Origin of the sequence: Thermanaerothrix daxensis (genome assembly GCF_001306145.1) — a bacterium.
GTDB classification, from domain to species: domain Bacteria; phylum Chloroflexota; class Anaerolineae; order Anaerolineales; family Anaerolineaceae; genus Thermanaerothrix; species Thermanaerothrix daxensis.
Genome location: NZ_LGKO01000002.1, coordinates 1,227,012 through 1,243,074, shown reverse-complemented (window position 1 = coordinate 1,243,074; position 16,063 = coordinate 1,227,012). Strand labels below are relative to the sequence as shown.

At 50.0% G+C, this 16,063-nt stretch carries 12 protein-coding genes; 8 read left to right on the top strand and 4 right to left on the bottom strand.

Annotation, left to right across the window (positions count from 1 at the left end; genetic code table 11):
- Positions 1-39: 39 nt before the first annotated feature.
- Positions 40-2,370: an HD domain-containing phosphohydrolase gene (locus tag SE15_RS06050; protein ID WP_054521177.1), complete on the top strand. Its 2,331-nt coding sequence runs from the start codon at positions 40-42 to the stop codon at positions 2,368-2,370.
- On the opposite strand, the gene SE15_RS06045 is transcribed toward SE15_RS06050, so the two are convergent.
- Positions 2,367-3,311: a lysylphosphatidylglycerol synthase transmembrane domain-containing protein gene (locus SE15_RS06045; protein ID WP_236689982.1), complete on the bottom strand. Its 945-nt coding sequence runs from the start codon at positions 3,309-3,311 to the stop codon at positions 2,367-2,369. The two genes, SE15_RS06050 and SE15_RS06045, sit on opposite strands and share 4 nt — an antisense overlap.
- A gap of 167 nt (positions 3,312-3,478) precedes the next feature.
- Here SE15_RS06045 and secD point away from each other — a divergent pair, with 167 nt between their 5' ends.
- The 6 genes from secD to SE15_RS14850 all read left to right on the top strand — a co-directional run bounded on the left by secD (position 3,479) and on the right by SE15_RS14850 (position 12,250).
- Entirely contained in the window at positions 3,479-4,891 is a 1,413-nt protein-coding gene (gene secD, locus SE15_RS06040) for a protein translocase subunit SecD (protein ID WP_054521175.1), read from the top strand.
- A 12-nt stretch (positions 4,892-4,903) separates the two neighbouring features.
- Entirely contained in the window at positions 4,904-5,839 is a 936-nt protein-coding gene (gene secF, locus SE15_RS06035; RefSeq protein WP_054521174.1) for a protein translocase subunit SecF, read from the top strand.
- A gap of 194 nt (positions 5,840-6,033) precedes the next feature.
- Positions 6,034-7,068, top strand: a complete 1,035-nt coding sequence (locus SE15_RS06030; protein ID WP_054521173.1) for an NAD-dependent epimerase/dehydratase family protein — start codon at positions 6,034-6,036, stop codon at positions 7,066-7,068.
- 85 nt (positions 7,069-7,153) lie between these two features.
- Positions 7,154-9,040 (top strand): molecular chaperone HtpG, encoded by a 1,887-nt coding sequence (gene htpG / locus SE15_RS06025; RefSeq protein WP_054521172.1) that lies wholly within the window; start codon positions 7,154-7,156, stop codon positions 9,038-9,040.
- A 12-nt stretch (positions 9,041-9,052) separates the two neighbouring features.
- The gene (locus SE15_RS06020) at positions 9,053-10,036 is read left to right on the top strand and encodes a 2-hydroxyacid dehydrogenase (RefSeq protein WP_054521171.1); all 984 of its coding nucleotides are present in this window, start codon (positions 9,053-9,055) and stop codon (positions 10,034-10,036) included.
- A 93-nt stretch (positions 10,037-10,129) separates the two neighbouring features.
- Entirely contained in the window at positions 10,130-12,250 is a 2,121-nt protein-coding gene (locus tag SE15_RS14850; protein ID WP_054521170.1) for an acetate--CoA ligase family protein, read from the top strand.
- Between the two features lie 38 nt (positions 12,251-12,288).
- On the opposite strand, the gene SE15_RS06010 is transcribed toward SE15_RS14850, so the two are convergent.
- The 3 genes from SE15_RS06010 to SE15_RS06000 are packed head-to-tail and all read right to left on the bottom strand — an operon-like array spanning position 12,289 to position 15,324.
- Positions 12,289-13,974, bottom strand: a complete 1,686-nt coding sequence (locus SE15_RS06010; protein ID WP_054521169.1) for a long-chain-fatty-acid--CoA ligase — start codon at positions 13,972-13,974, stop codon at positions 12,289-12,291.
- A gap of 2 nt (positions 13,975-13,976) precedes the next feature.
- Positions 13,977-14,972, bottom strand: a complete 996-nt coding sequence (miaA, locus tag SE15_RS06005; RefSeq protein WP_054521168.1) for a tRNA (adenosine(37)-N6)-dimethylallyltransferase MiaA — start codon at positions 14,970-14,972, stop codon at positions 13,977-13,979.
- A complete protein-coding gene (locus SE15_RS06000; protein WP_054521167.1) occupies positions 14,959-15,324 on the bottom strand; it encodes a YraN family protein in 366 nt (121 codons plus the stop codon). The genes miaA and SE15_RS06000 overlap by 14 nt, the downstream gene beginning before the upstream one ends.
- Positions 15,325-15,616: 292 nt before the next feature.
- On the opposite strand from SE15_RS06000, the gene SE15_RS05995 reads away from it, so the two are divergent.
- Positions 15,617-16,051, top strand: a complete 435-nt coding sequence (locus SE15_RS05995; RefSeq protein ID WP_152965544.1) for a hypothetical protein — start codon at positions 15,617-15,619, stop codon at positions 16,049-16,051.
- The last annotated feature ends 12 nt before the right edge of the window (positions 16,052-16,063 follow it).

The window sequence follows — 16,063 nt, the reverse complement described above, 5'->3', positions numbered from 1 at the left end:
AAATCAATCCCCCAATTTCTAATTTCAGGTGAGCCCACCATGGCGTCTCGCAACCCCAATCTGGAGGCCATCTTACACGCATTACCAATTGCCGCCTCCGTAGAGGATCGGAATGGAAATGTTTTAGCATGGAATACAGAAGCAACCGCCCTTTTTGGATGGTCAGCAGAAGAAGTCTTGCAAAAGGCAGCACCCTATTGGCCTGAAGAGACAGAGGCTCTGCGTCAAACCTTGTGGGAAAAAACAAGCACATTCCCTCATCCTTTTGAAATTAATCTCAAGAACCGAAATGGCAACATAGTGCACATCCACCTGCGTGCCTCCTTGCTCGATCTACCTGCTCAAGAGCAGATGCTATTGCTGACATTTGAGAGTGTCCCAGAAAAGCCTGTTTCGTCCGAAACCCTGATGGAAAGCCAGGCCACTTTGAGCACTCTCTTGGCGAATTTACCAGGTGCTGCTTACCGTTGCAGGAACGACCCAAAATGGAGCATGGAATTCATCAGTCAAGGGTGCTATGCACTTACTGGTTATCCCCCAGAAGATTTTATCCTCAATCAAAAACGCTCATTTGCCGATATTATTTTACCTGAAGATCGTCAGCAGGTCTGGGAACAAGTCCAGGAGGCGATAGACCAACGCCGTCCTTATCAATTGGTTTACCGTATCCGCAATGCTGATGGGCGAGTGCGTTGGGTTTGGGAACAGGGTAGAGGGATTTTTGATGCCTCTGGACGCCTTCAAGCGCTTGAGGGTTACATCAGTGATATTACAGATCTTAAGCAACGGGAAGAAGAACTCGAAGTCATTACCAGTCTGAGCCATGCTTTGCGAAGTGCCCGCTCACGGTATGAGGTTTATCCCATCATCCTCGCCCGCTTAAATCGCCACTTAAACGCCGAAGGAGTAGCGCTGGTCAGTTACAATCCATCCACGGGTGAAATAGCCTATGAAAAAGCCTTAGGATGTTTTGAAACCCTTGCCGGAAAACGTGTGTCTTCCGAACGCGGGATTCTGGGTTGGGTTATTTCTAATGCACAAGTTCAATTAGTGGATCAGGTAACCCCTGACCTTGACCCCGATCTGGCACTTCCTCAAACGGTTCAATCCCTCCTTGCAATTCCTCTAATTGATCATGAACAAACACTTGGAGCACTCGCAGTTGCACGGAGTCGTTCGTTTTCCCTCAATGAGGTTCGTTTAGTCAATGCCATAGCAGATATCACCGCTGTAACGCTCAGGCGGGTCATTCTGGCTGAACAGACAGAAAAGCGCCTTAACCAGATGAGCGCTCTCCGCACCATTGAAACCGCCATCAATGCTAACCTCGATCTGCGCTTTACCCTGAATATCTTATTAGACCAGGTCATTCACCGACTCAATCTGGACGCTGTTGATATCTGGTTATATCATGAACAAAGCGGTCGGCTGAGCTATGGTGGGGGTTACGGCTTTCGTGGGCTCAACATTCGCACCACACCCCTTCAGTTGGAATATTCCTTGCCAGGAATGGTTGCTAAGAGGGGTACTCCGCTCTTCATTCCTGATCTACGAAATAGTGAAACTCCCATTCATCATTCAATCCCTCTTGAGGAGGAAGGTTTTGTTGCCTATTATGGGCTTCCGCTCATTTCTCGCAGCCGCCTGCATGGAGTTCTTGAATTATTCCACCGTAAACCCTTATCCCTCAGCAGCGAGCAGAAAGAGTTCCTCGAGTCACTAGTGTCTACCACCGCAATTGCAATTGATAATGCCCGCTTAATTGAAGACTTAAAACGAACAAACGCAGAACTCGTTCAAGCCTACGACGAAACGATTTTGGGTTGGTCTCTAGCCCTTGAAATGCGCGATTCAAGCACCGAGAATCATACCCGACGAGTTACGGAGATGACGGTGCGTCTCGCCCAGGCCATGGGAATTTCAGGGGAAGATTTGGTGCATATCCGCCGAGGTGCCATTCTCCATGACATTGGAAAAATGGCAATCCCTGATCACATTCTTCGCAAGACGGGTTCGCTTAGCGAAGAAGAAGCGGCAATTATGCGCTTACATCCCCTGTTTGCTCGCCAGATGCTCGAATCAATCGCTTTTCTGCGCCCCGCTCTTGCCATCCCCACCTACCACCATGAGCGTTGGGACGGAACGGGATATCCCTTTGGTCTTAAAGGCGAAGAGATTCCTCTTTCTGCACGCATTTTCGCGATTGTGGATGTTTGGGATGCTCTACGCCATGACCGCCCTTACCGGGCTGCCTGGCCGGAGGAAAAGGTGCGCGCTTACTTGCGAGAAGAATCGGGTAGCCACTTTGACCCTCAGGTAGTTGAACATTTCCTGCAGTTGCTTGATAGTCTGGAAGAGGAGGATATTTAATCCCTCTCACCCTTTCGGGGCTTGAACCCCTCTGTTAATTCCGGCAGGAAAAAAGCCCCCGGCAGACTGGCCACCATATATAGCAACCGCATTAAAGTTGCCAAAACCAGACCCGCTTGGGGTTCCACCCCCCCAAAATGAGTGTACAAGTAGGTGATTGAAAGCTCCTGTAAACCCAAGCCGTTAATAGAGATAGGGATTAACGTTATAAAATAGGCCAGGCTCCACAAGGCGCCTACCTCAAGCAATGAAATTGACTGTCCCATGCTACTTAGAAGCATCCACGCTGCCAAAAAAGTGCACCCCATATGACCATAGGTTGCTAAAAGAGCCATAGCAATCCCTTGAGGATGCCTCAACCAGATTCTAACGGTCTCTAAGACCCCCCTTAAGAATTGGAAACCGCGCCGCAATATCTGCGAGAGATAAGTAACCACCCCGACCCCCATCCATTGCCATGAGAATAAATGCCCCATCCCAGTCCATATCATTGGGATGCCCCAAGGTAATAGTGTGGCCATTCCAATCGAACCAATAACTCGGTCCATGACCAAAGAAGCCACCCCCGTACTGGCACTCATCTCATGCTGGAGCACACCTACTAACCGTACTGCATCTCCCCCCACGGTAGTGGGTAAAAAATTAGAAGCAAATAAACCCATGAAAACAAGCCGCAATGCCCGTTTCAAATCCATCCCAACACCCGCAGAGCGAAGAAGAGCCAACCACCGAAGAGTCACCATAAACCGCGAAAGTAGAGTAAGTCCTAAAGCCAGCCCCAAAACGCCCCAAGGAACTGCTCGAAGGGTTTGAAAGAATTCATCCACACCGTAGGAATACAACAGATAAAGGGTTAGCCCCAGACCCAACAACGTTCCCAACAACCGCCAGGGTGAAAAATATTTTGTGGAAGTCTTTCTAGGTAAGCCCGGTTCCATCATAGGCGGTTGAATTGTATGCGCAATTTTTTCTTCTGACCAGAGGCAATTGTAATACCCACCCATACCCTGCTCACCCCACACCTACCCCTTCCAATCCAACCGGAGTATAATCCGTGCGTGCACCAGCACCCGTGCTGGCAATTGTCGTAAATCGGAGGCCAATGCGCATGGAACAACGTCATGTCAATCTAATCCTCATCGCTATTCTCCTCATCGCCGCAATCTGGATTGATCTTCCCCAAAACCCCGGCATAAAAATTGGCAATTTCGAAAAACGCTTTGAAACCGTCTTGGGGCTTGACCTCCGCGGTGGCATGCAGGTCATTTTGAGTGTTCCTCCCGAGGTTTCAGTGACCCAGCAGAACCTCCAAGATGCAGCGATCATCCTGGAAAACCGCAGTAACGCTTTGGGGGTAAGCGAAGTGGTTTTTCAGACTGCTGGTGAGCGTATTATTGTGGGTGAGTTTCCAGGTGCCACAAACGCGGAAGATGTTATCAACAAGATCCGCCAGGTGGGACAGTTAGAATTTGTGGATTTTGGAGACACCCCTTTTCCAGAAGGCACCGTCATTGAGACCGATTTCGGCATAACCGAGAGTTCCACTCCTGAAAGCCCTAATCCTGAGAGCACCCCAACCGCAACTTCTACAGAAACATCTACACCAGAGGCAACCCCAGAAGCCTCACCAACCCCTGCACCAATCCGCTACCATACCGTGCTCACGGGTCGCGATCTGAAATCGGTAGGAGTCAGCCGCGATACCCTTGGACGCTATGTGGTGGACATTGAATTTACCGACGAAGGAGCTCGTATTTTCAAAGAATGGACAACTCAGAACGTCGGCAAATACCTGGGCATTGTCCTGGACAAACGTGTAATTTCCTCCCCAGTGATCCGGGAACCTATTACCGAGGGACGTGCACAAATTGAGGGTAATTTCACCAGCGAAAGTGCCAATGCCTTAGCCGTACAACTCCGCTACGGTGCGCTGCCTATTCCCCTCAATATCGAGCAGATTCGTGTTGTCGGACCAACCCTGGGACAGGACTCCCTGCAAAAAAGCCTGCTAGCAGGTGTAATTGGCTTCATCATTGTTATGCTTTTCATGGGAATTTACTACCGGTTGCCCGGCGTGGTTGCCAATATGGCTCTCCTTACCTACGCTGCAATCACATTTGCAATCTTCAAAACCATTCCCGTGACCCTCACCCTACCCGGTATCGCCGGTTTCCTGCTTAGCACCGGGAGCGCTCTTGATGCCAATATTCTTATCTTTGAGCGCCTCAAAGAAGAACTCCGTAACGGCCGCAACTTACGCCAAGCTCTTGACCTGGGTTGGAAACGTGCGTGGTCTTCTATCCGCGATTCCAACATATCTGCCCTCATCACTAGTGCCATTCTATTCTGGTTTGGGTCCACGTTTGGGGCTAGTTTTGTCAAGGGTTTCGCCCTAACCCTGGCATTAGGTGTAATGGTCAGCCTCTTCACAGCCCTGGTCGTCACCCGTGCATTTCTCGAAACAGCTGTGTTTGATCTCTTCAAAGACGCAGACAAAAAACCCGGATGGTTCGGTCTCTAAGAAGGAGCACCCATGTTAGACATCCTAGGAAAACGCTACATCTTCTTCGCCATCTCACTCCTGGTCATAGTCCCAGGACTGCTGATTTTGGCAATCAACGGTCTTCCTCTGGCTATTGATTTCAAAGGCGGTTCAATTCTGGAATTACGCTTCCCAAGCGGAAACCTTCCCAATACCGAATCGGTGGTCAACCTATACACCGAGTTGGGCTTCAAAGAAGTTCAGGTACAAACCGCCATCAGCGCGAACGGTCAACGCGACTTGCTGGTTATCCGCTCTCCCTTTATTGATGACGAGACCAAAATCAAAATTGTTGAAACCATGCGGGAGCGCTTTAATGCACCCGATATTGTCGTAAATCGCTTCGATAGCGTCGGACCAGTGATTGCGCAACAGGTTACAGAACGGGCCGCTCTTGCTGTGGCAGTGGCTGCGTTGGCAGTAGTCTTGTACATCACTTATGCATTCCGTGGTATCCCTCATGCATTTCGCTACGGGGTATGCGCCATCATCGCCATGATCCACGACATCTTGGTGGTGTTCAGCCTGGTCGGTATTGGCAGCATCTTTTTTGGCTGGCAAATGGATTCTCTCTTTCTAACCGCCCTGCTGACCGTTGTGGGTTTCTCCACCCAGGACAAAATTGTGGTATTTGACCGCATTCGCGAAAACAGCACCATCTATCGGAAATTGCCCTTTGAGAAACTAGCCAATCATTCCATCGTCCAGACCCTTCAACGCTCCATCAATACCCAATTGATGACAGTGGAGTTCATGTTGCTTGCCCTGGCACTGTTTGGCGGCGTAACACTGCGAGAATTCGCAGTCATTTTGCTGGTGGGTCTGTTTAGCGGTACTTACTCCTCCATATTCGTTGCCGCTCCCATCCTTGTCGTTTGGGAAAATCAGGAGTGGAAAACTTGGTTTAGGCGTCAGGCTACTGCCTGAGCAGAGTGAGGCTTAGTCGTTGTCGAAACCAGTTGTCGGAGTATCTGACAACTGGTTTCTTGTTGAAAATGTGTCAATCATCAATTAAAGTCAAGAAATCTGACGAATGACGCAAGTAACAAATACGACTACAATAGTAATGCTACGGCACTTGATAATTGTCTAATCAAAACCCCAACAGGAGAAAACCTTCTATGCGCAAAGAAGTGGTGTTGATCACCGGAGCAAATGGTGAAATGGGACATGGTTTGATCCAACACCTTGGCCAGCAAGGTTCTTATGACATCATTGCTCTGGACGTCCAACCACTGGACGAACATCTAAAGCCCTACTGCCTTCGCGCCATTCAGGGAGATATCCTTGACACAATGCTCCTGGGACGCCTGGTGGCAGAATTCGAGATCCGCACCATCTACCATCTGGCATCCATTCTTTCCACAAAAGCCGAATATAATCCTGAAGCTGCTCATCGTGTCAATGTTGAAGGCACACTCAATCTGTTGCGATTGGCTGTTGAGCAATCTCAATGGCAGGGCAAGCCGGTAAAGTTTCTCTATCCCAGTTCCATTGCTGTGTACGGCCTACCTGACTTGGAGACCAAACGCTGTGCAGGTAGGGTGAAGGAGTATAACTGGCTCGAGCCCACCACCATGTACGGATGCAATAAACTGTACTGCGAGCATCTAGGGCGTTATTATGCGCGCTTTTATCGGCAACTGGCTGCAGATTTTGGACAAAGTAGTGTGGATTTTCGCAGCATTCGATTCCCCGGCCTGATCAGCGCTGTCACAGTCCCCACGGGCGGAACCAGCGATTATGGCCCTGAAATGTTACATCGTGCCGCACAAGGTCTGCCGTATAAATGCTTTGTAAGACCCGACACACGCCTGCCCTTTATGACAATGCCCGATGCAATTAAAGCCTTGTTAATGTTAGAGTCGGCTCCTCGTAACGCTCTTAGTCAACTGGTTTACAATGTCACCAGTTTCAGCATCAGCGCGGAAGAGTTTTATCAAATTGTTAAGAGAGCGTTCCCTGACGCAGAAATCACCTTTGAGCCTCACCCCCACCGGCAGAAAATTGTGGATTCCTGGCCTGAGGATGTAGATGATTCGGCAGCCCGCCAGGATTGGGGTTGGCAACCTGATTATGATCTTGAACGCGCCTTCTCAGAGTACCTTATCCCTGCAGTTCGCCAACGTTATGCCCTGGCTAGCCAAACTGGCTAACGCCATGTGTTGCGAGTAAATGTGGAAATTTATGGCAGATTAAACCGTTGTTCACACCGAGTCATCACTATTCGGAGGTGCAACAATGGTCGAATCAGCATTTGACCCTGCTCATGAATTTCAGACACTAAACTTCAAAGCTGAGACCCAGCAACTGCTCGATATTTTGATCCATTCCCTTTACACTGAGCGCGATGTCTTCCTCCGCGAATTGATCTCAAATGCGTCCGATGCGCTTACACGCATGCATTTTATTCTTCTGACTGAGCGGGATGTTCTAGATCCGGACGCAGAACTGGCAATTACCATCGTCCCCGAGCCAGATAAGCGTGCCTTGCGGATCATTGATACGGGCATCGGCATGACGGCAGACGAAATGATCGAAAACCTGGGGACAATCGCCCATTCAGGAGCACGTGCTTTCATTCAGGCGCTCAAAGAGAATAACGCTAACCCTAATGACATCATAGGGCAATTTGGGGTGGGTTTCTATTCGGCTTTTATGGTAGCAGAGCGAATTGAAGTCATCTCTCGCTCTTATAAACCTCAAGCTAGCCCAGCCCGGTGGATTTCAACAGGTCGTGAAACTTTCAATATTGGACCCTGTGAAAAAGTCAACCGCGGCACCGAGGTAATTCTATATCTCAAAGAAGACGCCAGTGAATACACTCAGGAGACACGCTTACGCCAAATCATCAAAAAACATTCGGAATATATCCCCTACCCGATCTATCTGGGCCAGGATAAGCAACCGGTTAATCGGCAAAGTGCTCTCTGGCGCCAACCTCCCCAACAAGTCAAAGATGAGGACTATGAGGCTTTTTACAAACAACTAACTCTCGATTTCCAGCCTCCCCTCTTTCATCTGCATTTGGTCATAGATGCTCCAGTGCAAGTTTTTGCCCTCCTCTTTATTCCGGCTTCACCCGAACGCGGTCCCCTCAGCGCACGCAACGAGGAAGGTCTGAAATTATATGCGCGCAAGGTCCTCATTCAAGAATACAATCGTGATTTGCTCCCGTCCTTTTTCCGTTTTATAGATGGGGTTGTAGATTCCGAAGATCTTCCTCTAAATGTCTCCCGAGAGTCTGTACAAGCCTCACGAGTTTTGGCCCAGTTAAAACGGGTAATCACCAACCGACTTATCGAAGCCCTGAAAAATTGGGCAAAGGAAAAACCCGACGAGTATACCACCTTCTGGCAACGCTTTGGACGTTTCATCCGGGAAGGAATTGCCACCGATGAAGAATACGGGGAATTGCTCGCTCCTTTGTTGCGTTTTCCCACCCTTTTCAAGCCTGACCAATGGCTCTCCCTCGAAGATTACCTCCTCACTATGCCGGCTCGTCAAGATAAGATTTACTACCTACTTAGCGACTCGTTAGGCAGCGCTCTGAACAGCCCGCATCTCGAGATTTTCCGCCGTCATCGCTATGACGTGCTTTTGATGACCGATCCGCTGGATCCTTTTATGATGCTTCGCCTCAAGAAATATCAAAACATTGAACTGGTCAATGCAGCCTCAGAGGAGCTTCCACCTCCCGAATCCCCTTCAGAAGGGCAAGACCTGAGTGAGTCACTACTCTCCGTGGAGGAACAAACTCGGCTAATTAATCGTTTCAAATCCGTCCTTGGCGAAAAAGTTGCCGATGTACGTATAACCCAACGCCTGAGCGAATCTCCCGCCCGTCTCGCCTTACAGCAGGGCAGTCCTTCTCAAGAGATACAGCGTGTCTACCGCTTACTTCAGTCTGATTACTCGCTTCCCAAATTAGTGCTGGAAATCAATCCTCACCACCCACTAATTCGTAGCCTGTACAATTTGCCCGATAACGATCCCCTTCTGCGTCTGGGGATTGAGCAAATCTATGAGAACGCCCTGTTACTCGAAGGACTTCATGCCAACCCCGGTGATATGGTCAAGCGCACGGAAGAAATCCTTTTGCACGCCTTACAAGCCAAAACCACGTAGGAGTAATTTTCAATGCACAAGCCTTTTATCTTTATCACTCGACAGATTGCAACCGACGCTGTTGAACGCCTGCGCGAGAAAGCCGATGTAGAGATATGGCCTTACGAAGATCCTCCGCCCAAAGCCGTGTTACTGGAAAAAATCTCCCGCGCAGATGGAATCCTCACAATGCTCACCGACCCCATTGATTCCGAGGTGATTCAGGCCGCCTCGCCTTCCCTCAAGGTTATCAGCCAGATGGCAGTCGGGTTTGATAACATTGACGTTTCAGCCGCCACACAACGGCGAATACCTATTGGGCACACGCCTGGGGTATTAACCGAGACCACAGCGGACTTTGCATGGGCACTTATTCTAGCAGCAGCGCGTCGGGTCGTAGAGGCCGATCGCCAGGTTCACCGGGGAATCTGGAAGCCCTGGGGACCAGAGGTTTTAACTGGGTTAGACGTTTACGGTGCCACCCTTGGGATTATCGGCTTTGGTCGAATCGGGCAAGCTGTAGCCAGACGAGCAAAATGCTTCAACATGCGCATTATCTACTATAGTCGGCATCGTAAACCCGAGTCCGAGCAGGCCTTAAGCGCATCTTACATGGATCTTGAGGAAATCTTCCGTCATTCAGATATCCTCAGCCTGCATTTGAACTACACACCCGAGGCTTATCACCTGGTGAATCGAGAAAGATTAGCCGTGATGAAGCCCACTGCCATTTTGGTCAATACAGCCCGAGGCGCCGTTGTGGATCCAGAAGCCTTAGTTTGGGCACTACAAAACAAGATTATTGCTGCTGCTGCCCTGGATGTCTTTGAGACAGAACCCATTCCTTTTGATCATCCTCTGCTGCAAATGGATAATGTGATCCTCACTCCCCATATTGCCAGTGCCAGTCGCGAAACGCGGCACCGCATGGCGATAATGGCGGTAGAAAACGTTTTGGCTGGTCTTGAAAACCGACCGCTACCTTACTGCGTAAATCCCGAGGTGTATTCACAATAGCGAGGATTTTGTGATTAATGACCCAAGAAAACGGTACATTTGTTCAGACCAAATGCATTAAAATTTTCGCAATACTAGAAATGGGAGAGTGCCATGAATTATAGCATCTTGGATAACTTACTGCGTCCACGCAGTGTGGCTGTTATTGGTGCTTCGACCCAGCCCGGAAAGATTGGCTACACCGTGGTGAAAAATCTCATAGAAGGAGGATACTCGGGTCGCATTTACCCCGTTAACCCTAATGCCACAGAATTGCTTGGCCTCAAGGTCTACCCCAATGTCTCCGCCATACCCGATACCGTAGATGCCGCTATCATAACCATCCCTGCCAAAGCAGTGCTCTCTGCCGTTGAAGAATGTGGTCGGAAAGGTGTTAAGGGCTTAATCGTCATCACCTCGGGCTTCAGTGAGGTGGGCCAGAAAGACCTTGAGGAGGCTCTTGTGGCAACCGCTCATCGCTATGGGATGCGCGTGCTCGGCCCTAATATCGTAGGAGTACTCAGCAACGCAGATCGTTTCAACGGCTCGTTTGCTCCCTTCCTCCCTCTCCCTGGCAAAGCCTCGCTGGTCTCTCAGAGTGGTGCACTCCTGATTGCCATTGATGCGGCAACCTTCATTCGGCGTGTGGGCTTTGATAAACTCGTCTCCATTGGCAACATGTCAGATGTTGACTTCGCTGACCTGATTACCTGGTTGGATCAGGACGAAAATACCTCCTGTATCTCTCTATACATCGAGGGCTTTAAGGAAGGCCGTCGTTTTATCGAAGCCGCACGTAATGCACAAAAACCCATCATTGCCCTCAAAGCCGGGGTTTCTGCCCATGGAGCAGCGGCTGCGGCCTCACACACAGGCTCCTTGGCAGGTGCCGCGAAAGTTTATGGGGCTGCTTTCCAGCAGGCCGGCGTAGTTCAGGCTAGTGATTTGAATAACCTTTTTGATCGCACCCTAGCTCTCTCGCTGCAGCCCCCCATGCGCGGTGACCATCTGCTGATCATTACAAATGGTGGTGGTGTGGGTGTATTAGCAACCGATGCAGCCGAAAAATATGGTTTACCACTTCAGTTTGCTCCTGCCGATTTGCAAAATGAATTGCGCCAATACATGCCAGAATTTGGTTCCCCCAAGAATCCGGTGGATCTAACCGGAATGGCAAACTCAGATTGGTATTTTGACGCCATTCGCCATGCACTTCCTCACACCTGGGTAGACGGTCTGGCAGTTTTATATTGTGAAACGGCAATGACCAATCCCCAGGAGATTGCCGAGAGCATTAAGCGAGCCGTTGACGAAAGTGGCGTCACCAATAAACCCGTAGCAGTATCCTTTGTGGGTGGCGAGCGTTCTGAAGAAGCAATGCGCTGGCTGGTTGAACATGGCATTCCGGCTTATGCCGCTCCAGATGTAGCTGTCAATGCTTTGGCCGCCTTGCGTGAATTCGCTCGCAATAAAGAAACGCTGAGCGAAAACTTTACCACGTGTGACTCGAACGATATCGAGCGAGCCTGCCGTATTATCGCTCATGCCCGCGCAGAAGGGCGTGATGTACTCACTGAGATCGAGGCAAAAGAAGTCTTCGCGGCTTATAATCTCCCGGTTGCCGAAACACGCCTAGCAACCAGCGAGCAGGAAGCAGTCCGTCTGGCTCACGAAATCGGCTTTCCGGTGGTTATGAAGATCGTCTCTCCCGATATCATCCACAAATCGGATGCGGGTGGTGTTAAGGTCAACATAAAGGATGATGCGGGAGTTCGCGAAGCCTATCGTACCATCCTCAACAATGCCAAATCTTACAAACCGGATGCCCGTATCCACGGCATTGCAGTGCAAGAAATGGCCCCGTGGGGCACCGAGGTCATTCTGGGCTCCGTTAATGACCCTACCTTTGGTCCTACGGTGATGTTCGGGCTAGGTGGCATTTTTGTCGAAGTTCTCAAAGACGTGACCTTCCGAGTGGCCCCTGTATCGGCAGCGCAGGCCCAGCGAATGCTGGATGAGATTCGCGGCGCTCCCGTTCTGGCCGGAGTTCGTGGCGAAGGGCCTCGGGATCGTCAGGCACTGGCAGATACAATTTGCCGCTATGCAACCATGGTCCTTGACCTTGCTGACGAGATCAGCGAATCGGATGCCAATCCTGTGCTGGTCTATGAGGTAGGTAAAGGGGTTAAAGTTGTAGATGCACGCATTATCCTGAAGAAGAAACCCTTAAAGTGATCAATCGGGTCTGGCTCAAACATGTACAAGGCCGGCATTTAGCCGGCCTTTTCATCTTTTCGGGTGCGCTCAATTTCCATACGCACCAATTCACGCCGCAAAACCTTTCCCACACTGGTGCGGGGTAGCGCCGGCACAAATTCAATGACCTCAGGCACCTTATAACGCACCAGATGCCCCAAACACCAACGCTTTAAATCCTCAACCTCCAACCCAGCCCCAGATTCAGGAACGACCCAGGCCTTCACAATCTCTCCTTTCTGAGGGTGAGGTACGCCGGCCACTGCAACTTCCTTTACCCCCGGATAGGCAGCGAGGATCTCCTCAACCTCCCTCGGCCAGACCTGAAAGCCCCCCACTTTGATCAAATCTTTTTTACGATCCACGAGGTAGAAGTAACCATCTGCATCCATATAGGCAATGTCCCCTGTGTAGAGCCATCCCGATCGTAGCGCCTGTGCGGTTTCTTCAGGACGCTGATGATAGCCTGCCATCACCTGAGGGCCACGAATGATCAGTTCTCCAGGTTTGCCTATATCGCAGGGGGTTACGCCATCCTCCAAATCCACGATGCAACAATCTACATCAGGGAGGGGTAAACCAATCGAACCAATCCGATTCTCGCCCAACATAGGATTACAATGGGTCGCGGTTGGCGCTTCAGAAAGGCCATATCCCTCCATCACTTTCCCGCCTGTTAATCGTTCAAACTCTTCCTTGGTTTCACGTAACAAAGGAGCTGAGCCGGATATGCACGCTTTGACAGAGGAGAGATCAACTGCTCCCGCCAAAACGCTGGGATGGCGGTTAATGGCCTGATATAGCGAAGGGACACCTGGGAAAAGCGTGGCCCGGTACGCCTGAATATGGTGAACCACCTGATCAGTGTCTCTGGCATCGGGGATGAGCACGATACTGGCTCCCAACGCCACTCCCACGCTCATGGCAATGACCATCCCATAAACGTGGAAAAGAGGAATAGCAGCCAAAACCACTTCATTGCCATCTTGCATTCCCACCAACCAATGGCGAAATTGGAGAGTATTGGCCACTAAGTTCCGGTGTAATCCGATCGCCGCCTTTGGAATACCGGTCGTCCCTCCACTGTACTGAAAAACAGCAACATCGGTAGGATCCAGCACAGGTAAAGGTGGTAATCTGTCAAAACCTCTACGCAGCAATTCAGACCATGCAATTTCACGGCTGGTTTCCACCTGACCACCGTTCTTCTCAGAAGGCTCTGACCAGGCCTGGAGATCGTTTAGGTCATCATCGTCAGTTAATATCCAGCGTTCTAAAGGAGTGTATTCGGTAAGGGATGCAAACATCCCCCTCAAAGTGCGCAATCCTATAACAGTCCGGATCCCTGCATCAGTGATCTGATAGGCCAATTCACGTTCTTTATAGGCTGGATTCAACGCAACTACGACTCCACCCGCCTTTAGAACAGCGTAAAAGGCTATCACAAACTGAGCAGAGTTGGGTAAAGCCAGTCCAACTCGCTCCCCTTTTTGGAGTTCTAACTTCCGCAACCACCGTGCCAGGTGCGTGCTCATAGTATCTACTTGAGCATACGAAAGTACCCGATCACGATAGATGGTGCAGGCTCGAAAAGGGTAGCGCTCAGCTGCCTGCTTCAGAAACCAGGGTAGTGCAACCTGGGGGTAGATAATTGTGAATGGAACTCCTGAATCATAGCGCTTCAGCCAGGGTCTTTCCATCATCCCTACTCCTGATTTTTCAAACCTTGGACCTGAGGCTCTGTTTCATGCCCCTCACGAAGGATTAACCAGGCTCGTTTGTCCATTATTAGATCCAGGATGCGTCCGACTGTCTGCTCATTTACCTCAAGCCAATGAATACGAGGATCATCCTCGCGGAACCATGCTGCCTGACGACGCACAAAATTTCGGGTGCGGCGTTTCATCAAAACCACAGCCTCATCCAGCGAGATCTCACCTTTCAAGTATTGAATAATTTCGTGGTATCCAATGGCCGTCAAGGGGGGTAAATCCGGCGAATATCCCTTCGCCAGCAACATCCGTACTTCATCTATCAACCCCCGAGCCAGCATCTGTTCAATCCGTTGATCAATTCGTCTGTAAAGGTCTGACCGTGGGCGCCTTAGACCAATGATAAGAAATGAGTAGGGTACCTGCTTGCGCTGCCGCTGCTCAGAAAATCGCCTACCCGTTCTGAAAATCACCTCCAATGCCCGAATAGTTCGCCGAACATTGCGCGGGTCTATGAGTTGTGCAGCAGCAGGATCTAACACGCGCAATTTCCCGTGCAGAGTCTCGGCGCCAATTTCCTGCGCCCATTGCTCCAGCGCGTTCCGCAATTGGGTGTCCGGCGCTTGGGGAGGAATCTCCCATCCCTCGATCATCGCCCGAATGTATTGCCCAGTACCACCAACCAGAAGCGGCAATTTCCCTCGCTGGTGAATATCGGCAATGATACGCGCTGCTTCCTGCTGGTAAAGCGCCAGGCTCCACACCTCATCGGGTTCTGCCAAGTCAATCAAGTGATGAGGTACACGTTGGCGTTCTTCCATTGAGGGCTTGGCCGTGCCAATATCCATGCCACGGTAAAAAAGCCGTGAATCCGCAGAAACAATTTCAGCCCCCAGATGTTGAGCCACCTGGATGGCTATCTCAGTCTTCCCTACGGCGGTTGGACCGATAATAACCACCACTGGATAAGGAACCTCACGCCAGGACATTTTCAATCCATAATAATTCTGGTGATTTCTTCCCGATAACCCGGCGGATGGCAATGACGTCAATACGCCAATCCCCTTCAAACTCTGGATGTTGCTCTAAATAATACAGAGCCGCATTCAAGAGATGTGCACGTTTTTTCGGAGTAAGGGCTAATTCAGGCCATCCAAACATTTCCGAAGAACGAGTTTTCACTTCCACAAAGACCATTTCATTGGCTCGCCGTATCACCAGATCCAATTCTCCATAAGGAGTGTAAAAGTTTCGCTCTAAAATTTCAAAACCACGCTCAGCCAGATATGCTGCAGCCAGTCGCTCACCCCAAGATCCCAATGAATGGTTGTAGTTTTTCATAGTATTTGTCCATTTCGATTTTACCCCACCTTAACTACATTATCAAAGTCACCCTATCAACAGGGCAATCCGGCTTAGGAGGCTATGAACACCTCATTCATTCTCTATATACTTTAGAAATGGGATCATGACTTTCGATTTGGAGAATCTTTTGTCCTATGCTAAACTCAGCATATATTCACGAACTGAGATGAGGCGACTCCAGCATGGCATCCTGGTAATAGTGATCCACCTTGCCCTTATAGGGTGCACACAATCATCCCACCTTTGCCTTGACCCCGCGGGATGTATTGTGATCCATTCAGATGAACCCATTCAGATTGGCGTGATCGCCCCCCTCAGTGGTGATCGGTCTTGCCCTGAGGCTCGAACTACCCTTGAAAATCTAAACCAGTTAATCGGAGATAAAAAGATCAAAGGACATCCCCTTGCGTTGAGCATATGGGACACTTACAGCACTTATGAACTAATGGAAACTGCCTTGGTAGAACTTTCTGCTCAACCAACCCTCGTAGCCATTCTAGTGATTCAGTGCCAAAGCACGGCTCAGGAAGAGGCTTTATTAAAAACGTGGATGAACTACAATTATTTCCTCGTCACAGATCCGACAAGACTTGTCAAAGGGATTGCCCACCTAGACTCACTCATCATTCCCAAGGGAGAGGATCTTATCCTACCTCGCAGCCTTTGGAGGGCGGTTATAATCGGAGATCAAGAATTGAAATGAGGTAAACCATCA

Excerpts from the sequence above, each read along its gene's own strand:
- SE15_RS06010 (WP_054521169.1), bottom strand. The coding sequence starts at position 13,974 with ATGATGGAAAGACCCTGGCTGAAGCGCTATGATTCAGGAGTTCCATTC.
- SE15_RS14850 (WP_054521170.1), top strand. The coding sequence starts at position 10,130 with ATGAATTATAGCATCTTGGATAACTTACTGCGTCCACGCAGTGTGGCT.
- htpG (WP_054521172.1), top strand. The coding sequence starts at position 7,154 with ATGGTCGAATCAGCATTTGACCCTGCTCATGAATTTCAGACACTAAAC.
- SE15_RS06050 (WP_054521177.1), top strand. The coding sequence starts at position 40 with ATGGCGTCTCGCAACCCCAATCTGGAGGCCATCTTACACGCATTACCA.
- SE15_RS06020 (WP_054521171.1), top strand. The coding sequence starts at position 9,053 with ATGCACAAGCCTTTTATCTTTATCACTCGACAGATTGCAACCGACGCT.
- SE15_RS06030 (WP_054521173.1), top strand. The coding sequence starts at position 6,034 with ATGCGCAAAGAAGTGGTGTTGATCACCGGAGCAAATGGTGAAATGGGA.
- SE15_RS06045 (WP_236689982.1), bottom strand. The coding sequence starts at position 3,311 with ATGATGGAACCGGGCTTACCTAGAAAGACTTCCACAAAATATTTTTCA.
- secF (WP_054521174.1), top strand. The coding sequence starts at position 4,904 with ATGTTAGACATCCTAGGAAAACGCTACATCTTCTTCGCCATCTCACTC.
- secD (WP_054521175.1), top strand. The coding sequence starts at position 3,479 with ATGGAACAACGTCATGTCAATCTAATCCTCATCGCTATTCTCCTCATC.
- miaA (WP_054521168.1), bottom strand. The coding sequence starts at position 14,972 with ATGTCCTGGCGTGAGGTTCCTTATCCAGTGGTGGTTATTATCGGTCCA.
- SE15_RS06000 (WP_054521167.1), bottom strand. The coding sequence starts at position 15,324 with ATGAAAAACTACAACCATTCATTGGGATCTTGGGGTGAGCGACTGGCT.